The sequence below is a fragment of the Dechloromonas denitrificans genome (assembly GCF_020510685.1).
In the GTDB taxonomy this organism is placed as follows: domain Bacteria; phylum Pseudomonadota; class Gammaproteobacteria; order Burkholderiales; family Rhodocyclaceae; genus Azonexus; species Azonexus denitrificans_A.
On the sequence record NZ_CP075185.1, the window covers coordinates 259,817 to 273,606 of the forward strand.

General features: G+C 61.1%; 8 protein-coding genes. All 8 read left to right on the forward strand.

Translation table 11 applies throughout. From position 1 onward, the window contains the following. Positions 1-132 precede the first annotated feature (132 nt). Entirely contained in the window at positions 133-4,764 is a 4,632-nt protein-coding gene (gene gltB, locus KI611_RS01325; protein WP_226418045.1) for a glutamate synthase large subunit, read from the forward strand. Beyond that, positions 4,764-6,230, forward strand: coding sequence for a glutamate synthase subunit beta (locus KI611_RS01330; protein WP_226418046.1), 1,467 nt, complete (start codon positions 4,764-4,766; stop codon positions 6,228-6,230). Before gltB ends, KI611_RS01330 begins: the two co-directional genes overlap by 1 nt. A 252-nt stretch (positions 6,231-6,482) precedes the next feature. Further along, entirely contained in the window at positions 6,483-8,405 is a 1,923-nt protein-coding gene (locus KI611_RS01335) for a PrkA family serine protein kinase (protein ID WP_226418047.1), read from the forward strand. Between the two features lie 45 nt (positions 8,406-8,450). Continuing rightward, positions 8,451-9,722 (forward strand): YeaH/YhbH family protein, encoded by a 1,272-nt coding sequence (locus KI611_RS01340; protein WP_226418048.1) that lies wholly within the window; start codon positions 8,451-8,453, stop codon positions 9,720-9,722. Next, positions 9,719-11,245, forward strand: coding sequence for a SpoVR family protein (locus KI611_RS01345; protein WP_226418049.1), 1,527 nt, complete (start codon positions 9,719-9,721; stop codon positions 11,243-11,245). Before KI611_RS01340 ends, KI611_RS01345 begins: the two co-directional genes overlap by 4 nt. Before the next feature lie 81 nt (positions 11,246-11,326). Then, positions 11,327-12,055: a YEATS-associated helix-containing protein gene (locus KI611_RS01350; protein WP_226418050.1), complete on the forward strand. Its 729-nt coding sequence runs from the start codon at positions 11,327-11,329 to the stop codon at positions 12,053-12,055. 42 nt (positions 12,056-12,097) lie between these two features. Then, complete coding sequence (gene glmU / locus KI611_RS01355) at positions 12,098-13,456, forward strand: bifunctional UDP-N-acetylglucosamine diphosphorylase/glucosamine-1-phosphate N-acetyltransferase GlmU (RefSeq protein WP_226418051.1); 1,359 nt, start codon at positions 12,098-12,100, stop codon at positions 13,454-13,456. After that, entirely contained in the window at positions 13,456-13,761 is a 306-nt protein-coding gene (locus tag KI611_RS01360; protein WP_226418052.1) for a hypothetical protein, read from the forward strand. The genes glmU and KI611_RS01360 overlap by 1 nt, the downstream gene beginning before the upstream one ends. Positions 13,762-13,790 lie beyond the last annotated feature (29 nt).

Consider the following 13,790-nt stretch of genomic DNA (forward strand, 5'->3'; position numbering starts at 1 on the left):
TGACAGGGTTTTACCAGTATATTTGATGGTTGCCTCAAAATTTCGTACAGGCCGACGCATAAATTATGATGTTCGGCTTTTTTTATCTTTGGTCCATGTGGTCTGGCCAAGTTATTTGAAGGAATGCGTGTGATGGAACCGGCAGTACCTGATCGGCAGGGTTTGTACGACCCAGCCAACGAGCACGACGCTTGCGGCGTGGGTTTTGTTGCCCATTTCAAGGGGCTGAAGAGTCATAGCATCGTCGAGCAAGGTTTGTTGATCCTGAAAAACCTTGATCACCGGGGCGCCGTTGGTGCCGACCCGTTGCAGGGTGACGGTGCCGGTATTCTCATTCAGATTCCCGACCAGTTCTATCGGGAAGAAATGGCTAAGAAAGACATCGAGTTGCCGCCGCTTGGCGAATACGGTGTCGGTATGGTCTTTTTGCCGCAGGAGGCTGCATCGCGCCACGCCTGCGTCGAGGAGATCGAACGCTCGGTAAAGGCCGAAGGCCAGGTTGTTCTCGGCTGGCGCGAAGTTCCGGTCAATCGTGACATGCCGATGTCGCCGACGGTACGCGCCAAGGAACCGGTGATCCGTCAGATTTTTGTCGGTCGCGGTCCTGACGTATTTGTCACCGATGCCCTCGAGCGCAAGCTTTACATCATCCGCCGCCGTGCCGCGAATGCGATCAAGTCGCTCAAATTGAAGCACGGCAAGGAATTCTACGTGCCGTCCTTCTCGGCTCGTACGGTCAACTACAAGGGCCTGTTGCTGGCCGACCAGGTCGGTGTCTACTATCTCGACCTGCAGGACAAGCGCACCGTTTCCGCCCTGGCCATGGTGCACCAGCGCTTTTCGACCAATACCTTCCCGACTTGGGATCTGGCCCACCCGTTCCGCTACATCGCCCATAACGGCGAAATCAACACGGTGCGCGGCAACGTCAACTGGTTTAAGGCGCGCGAGCAGGCAATTTCCTCCCCGATTCTCGGCGATGACCTGAAGAAGGTCTGGCCGCTGCATTATCCGGGGCAGTCCGATTCGGCCTCCTTCGATAACGCACTCGAACTGCTGGTCATGGGCGGCTATTCGCTGGCCCAGGCGATGATGCTGATGATTCCCGAGGCTTGGGAAAAGCACACGCAGATGGACGAAAATCGTCGGGCGTTCTACGAATACCATGCTGCGATGATGGAGCCGTGGGATGGCCCCGCCGCCGTCGCGTTCACCGACGGTCGCCAGATCGGCGCGACGCTCGACCGTAACGGTCTGCGGCCTGCCCGCTATCTTGTTACCGACGATGACCTCGTGGTCATGGCCTCCGAATCCGGCGTGCTGCCGATTCCGGAAAAGAAGATCGTCAAAAAGTGGCGCCTGCAACCGGGCAAGATGTTCCTGATCGACATGGAACAAGGCCGCATCATCGACGACAAGGAACTCAAGGACTCGCTGGCCAAGGCCAAGCCCTATCGCGAGTGGATCGAAAAGATCCGCATCAAGCTCGACCAGGTCCCGGCGGCCGACGAAAAGTGTGCCGTGCCGTCCGCTTCGCTGCTCGATCGTCAGCAGGCCTTCGGTTACACCCAGGAAGACATCAAGGTCATCCTCGAGCCGATGGTACAGAACGGCGAAGAAGCGACCGGTTCGATGGGTACCGATTCCGCGCTGCCGGTGCTGTCGAGCAAGAACAAGACCCTCTACACCTACTTCAAGCAGCTGTTTGCCCAGGTTACCAATCCGCCGATCGATCCGATCCGTGAAGAACTGGTCATGTCGCTGGTCTCGTTCGTCGGTCCCAAGCCCAATCTGCTGAATACCACGGACATCAACCCGCCGATCCGCCTGGAAGTGTCGCAGCCGGTCCTGAACTGCACCGACATGGAGAAGCTGCGCCATATCGGGAAATACACCTCGAGCAAGTTCCGCTCTTTCGAGCTGGATATCTGCTACCCGGTCGCCTGGGGCAAGGCCGGTGTCGAAGCCCGTCTCGCCTCGCTGGCGGCGGATGCCGAAGATGCCGTGCGCTCCGGCGCCAACGTCCTGATCGTCTCCGACCGCAAGGTCGATGCCGATCACGTGGCGATCCCGGCGCTGCTGGCGACCTCGGCCATTCACCAGCATCTGGTCAAGAAGGGCTTGCGCACCAGCGCCGGTCTGGTCGTCGAGACCGGCTCGGCGCGTGAAACGCATCACTTCGCGCTGCTCGGTGGTTACGGCGCCGAAGCGATTCACCCCTACCTGGCTCTGGAAACGATCGAGGGCTTTGCCAAGGGCGATGCCGAAAAAGCCGACAAATACGTCAAGAATTACGTCAAGGCGATCGGCAAGGGGCTGAACAAGGTCATGTCCAAGATGGGCATCTCGACCTACATGTCCTACACCGGCGCGCAGATTTTCGAAGCGATCGGCCTGCAGAAGGACTTCATCGAGAAGTACTTCACCGGCACGCCATCCAACGTCGAAGGCATTGGCGTCTTCGAAGTGGCCGAGGAAGCCATTCGTTTGCATACGGAAGCCTTCTCGGCTGATCCGGTGCTGACCAGCATGCTCGACGCCGGCGGTGAGTACGCTTATCGCACGCGTGGCGAAGAGCATATGTGGACGCCCGATTCGATCGCCAAACTGCAGCATGCGACGCGCTCCGGCAAGTACGAGACGTACAAGGAATACGCCAAGCTGATCAACGATCAGACCAAGCGTCACCTGACGCTGCGCGGCCTGTTCGAATTCAAGCCGCAAGGTACCCCGGTACCGCTCGATGAAGTCGAGTCGGCCAAGGAGATCGTCAAGCGTTTTGCGACCGGCGCCATGTCGCTCGGCTCCATTTCGACCGAAGCCCACACCACGCTTGCCCTGGCGATGAACCGCATCGGCGGCAAGTCGAACACCGGCGAAGGTGGTGAGGATGCCAAGCGTTTCGCCCCGGTCAAGGCGGGCACCATGCTCTCCGAAATCATCGGCGCCGGCCGCATCGAGCGCGACATCGAGATGAAGGAAGGTGATTCGCTGCGTTCCGCGATCAAGCAGGTCGCTTCCGGTCGTTTCGGCGTCACCGCCGAATACCTAGTCAATGCCGACCAGATCCAGATCAAGATGGCCCAAGGCGCCAAGCCGGGCGAGGGCGGCCAGTTGCCGGGGCACAAGGTGTCCGAGTACATCGGCTTCCTGCGTCACTCGGTGCCGGGCGTCGGCCTGATTTCGCCGCCGCCGCACCACGACATCTACTCGATCGAAGATCTGGCCCAGCTGATCCATGACCTGAAGAATGCCAATTCCAAAGCGTCGATCTCGGTCAAGCTGGTTTCCGAAGTGGGCGTCGGTACCGTGGCTGCCGGTGTTTCCAAGGCCAAGGCCGATCACCTGGTGATCGCCGGCTTCGACGGCGGCACCGGTGCTTCGCCGCAATCGTCGATCAAGCATGCCGGTACGCCGTGGGAACTCGGTCTGTCCGAGACCCAGCAGACTCTTGTCCTGAATCGCCTGCGCAGCCGTATCCGCGTCCAGGTCGACGGCCAGATCAAGACCGGCCGCGACGTCGTCATCGGCGCCCTGCTCGGCGCCGACGAATTCGGTTTCGCTACCGCGCCGCTGGTCGTCGAGGGCTGCATCATGATGCGCAAGTGTCACCTCAACACCTGTCCGGTCGGCGTTGCCACCCAGGACCCTGAGTTGCGCAAGCGCTTTAGCGGCCAGCCGGAGCACGTTGTCAATTACTTCTTCTTCGTTGCCGAAGAAGTCCGCGAAATCATGGCCCAGCTGGGCATTCGCAAGTTTGACGACTTGGTCGGCCGGGCTGACCTGCTCGACACCCGTCCGGGTATCGAACACTGGAAGGCCAAGGGTCTCGATTTCTCGCGCATTTTCTACCAGCCGAACGTGCCGGCCAGCGAGCCGCGTCGCCAGACCGAAACGCAGGATCACGGTCTGGCCAAGGCGCTCGATCACAAGTTGATCGAGCAGGCCAAGCCAGCCCTGGAAAAGGGTCAGAAGGTGCAGATCGAAACCTCGATCATCAACGTCAACCGCACCTGCGGCACCATGCTGTCGGGTGAAGTGGCCCGCCGTTATGGCAACGCCGGGTTGCCGGACGACACCATCCACGTCAAGCTGACCGGCACCGCCGGCCAGGCCTTCGGTGCTTTCCTGGCCAAGGGCGTCACGCTCGAACTGAGTGGCGAAGGTAATGACTATGTCGGCAAGGGACTGTCGGGCGGTCGCCTGATCATCAAGCCGAGCCCCGATTTCCGTGGCAACACGCAGGAAAACATCATCGTCGGCAACACCGTCATGTACGGTGCGACCGATGGCGAGGCTTTCCTGGCCGGCGTCGGCGGCGAGCGTTTCGCCGTCCGTAACTCCGGTGGCACGGCGGTTGTCGAAGGCGTCGGTGACCACGGCTGCGAATACATGACCGGCGGTACCGTGGTTGTGCTTGGCATGACCGGGCGTAACTTCGCGGCCGGCATGTCGGGCGGCATCGCCTACGTGCTGGACGAGGATGGCAGCTTCAAGCATCGCGCCAATCTGGCTCAGGTCGCGCTTGAGAAGGTTCTGCCGGCGAGCCGCCAGGCTGCCGGTGAGCCTCTGCACCTGGGCATCGCCGACGAAGAGCAACTCAAGGAACTGGTCACCCGCCATGCCGAGTACACCTGCAGCACGACCGCCAAGGCTATCCTGGCCGACTGGGATGCCTACCGCGAGAAGTTCGTCAAAGTTTATCCGCATGAGTACAAGCGGGCGCTCACCGAGCTGGCCGCTGCACAGAAGGAGGCCGCATAATGGGCAAGCCGACTGGCTTTATGGAATTCGACCGTCTCTCCGAGGCTTACGATCCGGTTGAACAGCGCCTGAAGCACTACAAAGAATTCGTTCATACCCTGAACGACGAGGATGCCAAGACCCAGGGCGCACGCTGCATGGACTGCGGCATTCCGTTCTGCAACAACGGTTGTCCGGTGAACAACATCATTCCCGACTGGAATGATCTGGTTTATCGCGGCAACTGGAAGCAGGCCCTGGAAGTGCTGCATTCCACCAACAATTTCCCGGACTTCACCGGCCGCATCTGTCCGGCCCCCTGCGAAGCCGCCTGTACGCTGGGCATCAATGCTGCGCCGGTCGGCATCAAGTCGATCGAGCATTTCATCATCGACAAGGGCTGGGAAATGGGTTGGGTCGTGCCGCAACCGCCGAAGGCCAAGACCGGCAAGAAGATTGCCGTGGTCGGTTCCGGCCCGGCCGGCCTGGCTGCCGCCCAGCAACTGGCGCGGGTCGGTCACGCCGTGACGGTGTTCGAGAAGAGCGACCGTATCGGTGGCCTGCTCGGTTACGGCATTCCCGACTTCAAGCTGGAAAAGACGGTGATCGATCGCCGTGTCGCCCAGATGGAAGCCGAAGGCGTCAGCTTCAAGACCAAGGTCGTCGTCGGCAGCAAGGATCTGCCGGCCGGCATCAACAATGACGCCGTCGAGTTCGTTTCGGCCGAGCAACTGAAAAAAGACTTCGATGCGGTGATCGTCGCGGCCGGTTCGGAAGTGCCGCGCGACCTGCCGGTCCCCGGCCGCCAACTGAAGGGCACCTATGCCGCGCTGGAATTCCTGATTCCGCAGAACAAGGAAGTCCAGGCCGGCAAGGCCAACCCGATCAATGCCAAGGGCAAGCACGTGATCGTCATCGGCGGCGGTGATACCGGCTCCGACTGTGTCGGTACTTCGAACCGTCAGGGCGCTGCCTCGGTGACCCAGTTCGAACTGATGCCGATGCCGCCGGAAGAGGAAAACAAGGCGCTGACCTGGCCGTACTGGCCGTACAAGCTGCGCACTTCCTCGTCGCACGACGAAGGCTGCAGCCGCGATTTCGCGGTGGCGACCAAGGCGTTGATCGATGATGGCAAAGGCAACGTCAAGGCGCTGAAGGCGGTGCGTGTCGAATGGAAGGACGGAAAGATGAGCGAAGTTGCCGGTTCGGAATTCGAACTGCCGGCCGATCTCGTTTTCCTCGCCATGGGGTTCACCAATCCGGTCGGCAGCCTGCTCGAAGCCTTCGGCATCGAGAAGGACAACCGCGGCAATGCCAAGGCAACGACCGACGGCGACGGCTGCTATGCCACCAATGTCGGCAAGGTCTTCGCCGCCGGCGACGTTCGGCGTGGTCAATCGCTGGTCGTCTGGGCGATCCGCGAGGGTCGGCAGTGTGCCCGCGAGGTCGATAACTTCCTGATGGGTAGCACGACGCTGCCGCGCTAAAAACGCAGCATCCCCAAAAAAAGCCCCGCCGGTCACCATGCCGGCGGGGCTTTTTGTTTGGCCTCGCGGTTGTCGGTGAGCGCTTGGCGGCCGAAGGCTTGCGCGAAATTTCTCTGTGGCCAAGCGAACTTTTGCCTGCCCAGCCACACCAACGGACAGGGAGTTCTTGCCGTGGACGCCCGACCCAGGCATCAGCAGGAAAAGGCAGGAGCAGCAAGGCAGATTGGTCGCAGTACATCGAAGGAGGCAGCCATGTCGATATTCGCCCGCTACCAGCACCGCTATGAAGCCCTTCAGGAAGAAGAGCTGTCACTTCAGGGGTATCTGGATGTCTGCAAGAGCGATCGCACCGCCTATGCCAGCGTCGCCGAGCGCATGCTGCTGGCGATCGGCGAGCCGGAGCTGGTCGATACGCGCAGCGATCCGCGCCGCTCGCGGATCTTCGCCAACAAGATGCTCAAGCTGTACCCGGCCTTCCGCGAGTTTTACGGCATGGAAGAGGTGATCGAAAACATCGTTTCCTACTTCCGTCATGCCGCGCAGGGCTTGGAGGAAAAGAAGCAGATCCTCTACCTGCTTGGCCCGGTCGGCGGGGGCAAGTCTTCGCTGGCCGAACGCCTGAAGTACCTGATCGAGAAAGTACCGTTCTATGCGATCAAGGGCTCGCCGGTTCATGAGTCACCGCTTGGCCTGTTCAATATCGATGAGGATGGAGCGATCCTCGAAGAGGACTACGGCATTCCCCGCCGCTACCTCGGCACGGTGATGAGTCCATGGGCGGTCAAGCGCTTGAGCGAGTTCGGCGGCGACATCAGCCGTTTCCGGGTGGTCAAGCTCCGCCCGTCGGTGCTGTCGCAAATCGCCGTGTCGAAGACCGAACCGGGCGACGAGAACAATCAGGATATTTCGGCGCTGGTCGGCAAGATCGACATCCGCAAGCTGGAAACCTATTCGCAGAACGATCCGGACGCCTATTCCTACTCCGGCGGCCTGTGCTTGGCGAACCGCGGCGTGCTCGAATTCGTCGAGATGTTTAAGGCGCCGATCAAGGTGCTGCATCCGCTGCTGACGGCAACCCAGGAGCAGAACTACAAGGGCACCGAAGGTTTCGGGGCGATTCCCTTCGACGGCATGGTCCTCGCCCACTCGAATGAGGCGGAGTGGCTGACCTTCAAGAACAACCGCAACAACGAAGCCTTCCTCGACCGCATCTACATCGTCAAGGTGCCCTACTGCCTGCGGGTGACCGACGAGATGCACATCTACGAGAAGCTGCTGTTCAATTCCTCGCTCGACAAAGCGCCATGCGCCCCCGACACGCTGCGCATGATGGCCCAGTTCGCCACGCTGTCGCGGTTGAAGGAGCCGGAGAACTCGAGCATTTACAGCAAGATGCGGATTTACGACGGAGAGAATCTCAAGGATACCGATCCGAAAGCCAAGAGCTATCAGGAATACCGCGATTTTGCCGGGGTCGACGAGGGGATGAACGGGCTATCGACCCGCTTTGCCTTCAAGATTCTCTCCAAGGTCTTCAACTTCGACCATCGCGAGGTGGCGGCCAACCCGGTGCACCTGATGTACGTGCTGGAACAGCAGATCGAGCAGGAGCAGTTTCCGCCCGAGGTCGAGGAGCGCTACCTGCGCTATCTGAAGGAGTTCCTCAGCCCGCGCTACGCCGAGTTCATCGGCAAGGAAATCCAGACGGCCTACCTGGAAAGCTACTCGGAGTACGGCCAGAACATTTTCGACCGTTACGTCACCTACGCCGATTTCTGGATCCAGGATCAGGAATTCCGCGATCCGAACACCGGGGAAATGCTCGATCGCAGCGCCCTCAACGACGAACTGGACAAGATCGAGAAGCCGGCCGGCATCAGCAACCCGAAGGACTTCCGCAACGAAGTGGTGAACTTCGTGCTGCGCGCCCGCGCCAAGCACGACGGCAAGAATCCGGCGTGGACCTCGTACGAGAAGCTGCGTGCGGTGATCGAGAAGAAGATGTTCTCCAACACCGAGGAACTGCTGCCGGTCATCTCCTTCAACACCAAGTCGAGCGCCGACGAGCAGAAAAAGCATCAGGATTTCGTCAACCGCATGATTACCAAGGGCTACACCGAAAAGCAGGTGCGCTTGCTGTGCGAATGGTATCTGCGCGTCCGCAAGTCGTCTTGATCGATTAGCTCCGGGGCGCAGGTTCCGGGGGCCAAGGGAGCGCACATGACGGTTCGCATCGTCGACCGGCGGCAGGACAGCAGGAACAAGAGTTCCATCAACCGCAGCCGCTTCATTCGCCGCTACAAGGGACAGATCCGCAAGGCGGTGGCCGATGCCATCGCCCAGCGCGGTATTCGCGACCTGGAAAACGGCGAGAAGATCGGCATCTCCGGCCAGGACATTTCCGAGCCGCAATTCCATCACGGCCAAGGCGGCGTCAGGCAATCGGTACACCCGGGCAATGACCGCTTTCAGAGCGGCGACGAGGTGGAACGTCCGCTGGGTGGCGCGTCGGGGCCAGGGCGCGGCCAGGCCAGCCCGGATGGCGAGGGGCTGGACGATTTCGTGTTCACGCTGAGTCGCGACGAGTTTCTCGACATCTTCTTCGAGGAGCTGGCCCTGCCCAACCTGGTCAAGCGGCAACTGGCCCGGATCGACGAATACAAGCGGGTCCGCGCCGGCTATACGCAAACCGGGGTGGCGACCAACATCAATCTGGTGCGCACCATGCGCGGCGCGGCCGGGCGGCGGGTGGCGGTCGGCGGACCTTACGCCACCCGGCTGCGCAGCCTGCAAGCCGAACTGGAACTGGCGCTCGACGAAATGCCGCCCGACGAGCCGGAAATCGCCCACCTGCAACGCGAGATCGCCAGTCTGAAGCTGCGCCGCGAGGCCATCCCCTTCATCGACCCCTTCGATCTGCGCTACAGCAACCGCATCCGCATTCCCCAGCCATCGACGCAAGCCGTGATGTTCTGCCTGATGGACGTTTCCGGTTCGATGGACGAAGCCAAGAAACAGATGGCCAAGCGCTTCTTCATGCTGCTTTACCTGTTCCTCAACCGCAATTACGAGCATATCGAGGTGGTCTTCATCCGTCACCATACGGCAGCCGAGGAGGTCGATGAGGAGAACTTCTTCCACGCCCGCGAAACCGGCGGCACCATCGTCTCCAGCGCCTTGCTGTTGATGCAACGGATCATCGGCGAGCGCTATGCCAGCGATACCTGGAACATCTACGGCGCCCAGGCTTCCGATGGCGACAACTGGAACGACGATTCGCCGAAGTGCCGGGAGTTGCTGGCCAATGCCATCCTGCCGTGGGTCCAGTACTTCGCCTACATCGAGATCACCGATGGCGAACCGCAGAACCTGTGGGACGAGTATGAAAAACTGACGGCCAGCCATGCCGGCGTTTTTGCCTTGCAGCACATCGCCGCGGCCAGCGACATCTACCCGGTGTTCCGCGAACTGTTCAGAAAGCGGCTGGCATGACCAAAAAACGCTCCCGTCTGATTGCCGAGGGTTCCGAGTGGACGCTCGAAAACCTCGCCCTGTACGATGCCGAAATCGGCCGTGTGGCCCGCGAGTTCGGGCTCGATTGCTATCGTCACCAGCTCGAGATCATCACCGCCGAGCAGATGATGGATGCCTATGCGGCGATCGGCATGCCGGTCTATTACCACCACTGGTCCTTCGGCAAGCACTTCCTGGAAACCGAAAACCGCTACAAACGCGGCCAGATGGGGCTGGCCTACGAAATCGTCATCAACTCCGATCCCTGCATCGCCTACTTGATGGAGGAAAATACGCTGACCATGCAGGCGCTGGTGATCGCCCATGCCGGCTACGGCCACAATTCGTTTTTCAAGGGCAACCACCTGTTCAAGCAATGGACCAGTGCCGACGCGATCATCGACTATCTGGTCTTCGCCCGGCACTACATTGCCGAATGCGAGGAGCGTCACGGCGTCGATGCCGTCGAGCACCTGCTCGATGCCTGCCATGCCCTCGGCAATCTCGGGGTCGACCGCTACAAGCGCTCGCCGCCGCTGTCGCTGGAAAAGGAGAAAGTCCGTCAGCGTGAACGCGAGGCCTACCTGCAGGCGCAAGTGAACGACCTGTGGCGCACCCTGCCGCGCCACGATGCCACGGTGAGCGCTGCCGAGGAGCGTCGTTTCCCCGAGGAACCGGAAGAGAACCTGCTCTATTTCGTCGAAAAAAACGCGCCGCTTCTCGAGCCGTGGCAGCGCGAGATTGTTCGTATCGTCAGGAAGATCAGCCAGTATTTCTACCCGCAGCGCCAGACCCAGGTAATGAATGAAGGCTGGGCCTGCTTCTGGCATTACACCCTGCTCAATACCCTGTACGACGAAGGCAAGCTCAACGAAGGCTTCATGCTGGAATTCCTCCAGTCGCATACCAATGTCGTTTACCAGCCACCCTACAACAGCCCGTGGTATTCCGGCATCAACCCCTATGCGCTGGGGTTTGCCCTGTGGCGCGACATCCGCCGCATCTGCGAGACGCCGACCGACGAGGATCGCCAGTGGTTCCCGGAGATCGCCGATTCCGACTGGCGGGAGACTTTCGACTTCGCGATGCGCAATTTCAAGGACGAGAGCTTCATTGCCCAGTACCTGTCGCCTCGGCTGATGCGCGAGTTCCGCCTGTTCGCCGTGCTCGACGATGACGCCAAGGCGATGCTGAAAGTCGATGCCATCCACGATGAGCCGGGCTACCGGGCGCTGCGCCGAAACCTCGCCGAACAATACAACCTGGGCAGCAGCGATCCTAACATCCAGGTCTGGAACGTCGATCTGCGTGGCGACCGTTCGCTGACCCTGCGCCATTTCGCCCATCAACGCCGACCGCTCTCGCCGGCCAGTCTGGTGGTGCTCGAACACTTGTCTACGCTGTGGGGTTTCAACGTCCGTCTCGAGCACCAGAATCCGGCTGGCGAATGGACCTTGCTCGCCGAACGGAAGACCGAGCGACGGAAGCACACCGATCCCTGAAACAGCCGATTATTAGCGCTTCCTCCTTCGACAGGCCGCTGCAATCGTGTAAAAATGCTTGGCAATCATAGGGGGATAAAAATGTCGGCTGAATTGCAAACTGCCTTCCAGGTGAGCGCGCCAAACGGTGGGCTTGATACGCACATGGTGCTCATCCTGATCATCATGGTGGTGACGGGAATTCTTGGTGGCGTGGCCAATTATTTCCTCGCCGACCGTCCGGCCGAACCGGCCCGGCGGGACTGGCTGAAATATCCTGTTCTGGGCATTGTCGCGGCGCTGACCGTGCCGCTGTTCCTGAACATGATTTCCAGCACCCTGCTCGAGGGCGCGCGGACCAAGCCGGTCGATTTCTTCGCCTTCGCCGGTTTTTGCCTGATCTACGTCGTCGCCTCGCGGCGCCTGCTCGACAACGTCGCCCAGCGCCTGCTCGGGCAGATCGACCAGGTCAAGCGACAAGTCGGCGATCTCGCCCAACAGCAGCGCGAAGAACCGATCATTGCGGCAGGCCGGGCGGAAGCGGCCAAGAACAACGAACCGGAACCGCGCGAGGTGCTGTCCTACAACGACATCGAAATTCTCCGCACGCTCAGCGAAGAGAGTTTTGTCTATGGCAACCTCGCCGCCATCTGCGAGCGCACCGGCCTGGCGCGCGATTTCGTCAGCCAGCGCCTGACGGTGATGAAGGCGTTGGGCGTCATCGAAACCCGCATCAACGACAAGAATGTTCTGCACTGGGGAGTTTCGGCGCGCGGCAAGGCCGTGCTCGGTGAAATCCTGTCCGGTCAGGAAGACAAAAAAACCGCATGAACCCGGCCGGCCGTGCGCCGACCCCAACCTGAAGCCAAAACCATGAACATCGTCATTCTCGCTGCCGGCCAAGGCAAGCGCATGCACTCGAATCTGCCCAAGGTGCTGCACCCGATCGCCGGCAAGGCCCTAGCGCAACATGTCATCGATACCGCGCGGGCGCTGGCCCCCGAAAAAATGGTGGTGGTTTATGGTCATGGCGGCGACGTGGTGCGCTCGACGCTGGCCGCCGACGATCTGGCCTGGGCCAGGCAGGAGCCGCAGCTCGGCACCGGCCACGCCGTGGCGCAGGCCGTGCCGGCGCTGGGCGCCAGCGGTCAGACCTTGGTTCTCTACGGCGATGTGCCGCTGACCCGGGTCGATACCCTGAAACGCCTGCTGCATGCCGGCAAGGATGCGCTGTCCATTCTCACCGTCGATCTGGCCAACCCGACCGGCTACGGGCGCATCGTCCGCGACGCCGTCGGCAACGTGCAGCGCATCGTCGAAGAGAAGGACGCGACGGCCGAAGAAAAGGCCATTCGCGAGGTGAATACCGGGATCATGGCCATTCCGTCGGGGCGCCTGGCCGACTGGCTGGGCCGGCTGTCGAACAACAACGCCCAGGGCGAGTACTACCTGACCGACATCGTCGCGCTGGCCGTCGCCGAAGGTCTGCCGGTGCGCACGGCGCAGCCGGATGGCGAATGGGAAGTGCTGGGGGTCAATAGCAAGGTCCAGCTGGCCGAGCTGGAGCGCGTCCATCAGCGCAACATCGCCGAGGCCATGCTGGTCGGCGGCGTCCGTCTGGCCGATCCGAACCGCATCGACGTGCGGGGTGAAGTCAGCTACGGCCGCGATGTGTCGATCGATGTCGGCTGTGTTTTCGAGGGCAAGGTCGAGCTGGCCGATGCCGTCGAGGTCGGTCCCTATTGCGTGCTGAAGAACGTCAAGGTCGGCGCCGGCAGCCGGATCGCCGCTTTCTGCCATTTCGAGGATGCGGTGATCGGTCCGGACGGCGTGCTCGGCCCCTACGCCCGCCTGCGGCCAGGTACCGAACTCGGTCCCGAAGTCCATATCGGCAACTTCGTCGAGGTCAAGAAGAGCATCATCGGCGCCCAGTCGAAGGCCAACCATCTGGCCTATATCGGCGATGCCGAGATCGGCCAGCGGGTCAATGTCGGCGCCGGCACCATCACCTGCAATTACGACGGCGCCAACAAGCACAAGACGATCATTGAGGACGACGTCTTCATCGGTTCCGATACCCAACTGGTTGCGCCGGTCACCGTCGGGCGGGGGGCGACGCTGGGCGCCGGCACGACCTTGACGCAAAATGCGCCGCCCGATGCGTTGACCGTATCGCGCGCCAAACAACTGACGCTGACCGGCTGGCGGCGTCCGCAAAAGGTAAAAAAATAATGGATTTCTGGTTCCTGACTTTTCTGTTCACGGTCGCCATTCTGGTTGCCGTTGGTGTTTCGCTGTTGCTCGTCGGTTATCTCGGCACTCTTCCGGCTTCGTTCGATCATGGCTGGCGCTCCTGGATGCCGGCGCTGTTGTTGCCGGTGCTCGGCCCGTTGTGGTTCGCCAGCACGCGCTGGGCGGAGTTTTCGCGGCCTGGTCGGCAACTGCTGGTCGGCCTGATCCTGCTGGCGGCCGCCGTCGGCCTGCTCTACGGTGCCGGGCCGCACTTCGTCGACCGCATGGCGGCCGGCGTCAAATGATGTTGAACTGATTTCGCGCAAGCTCAGGG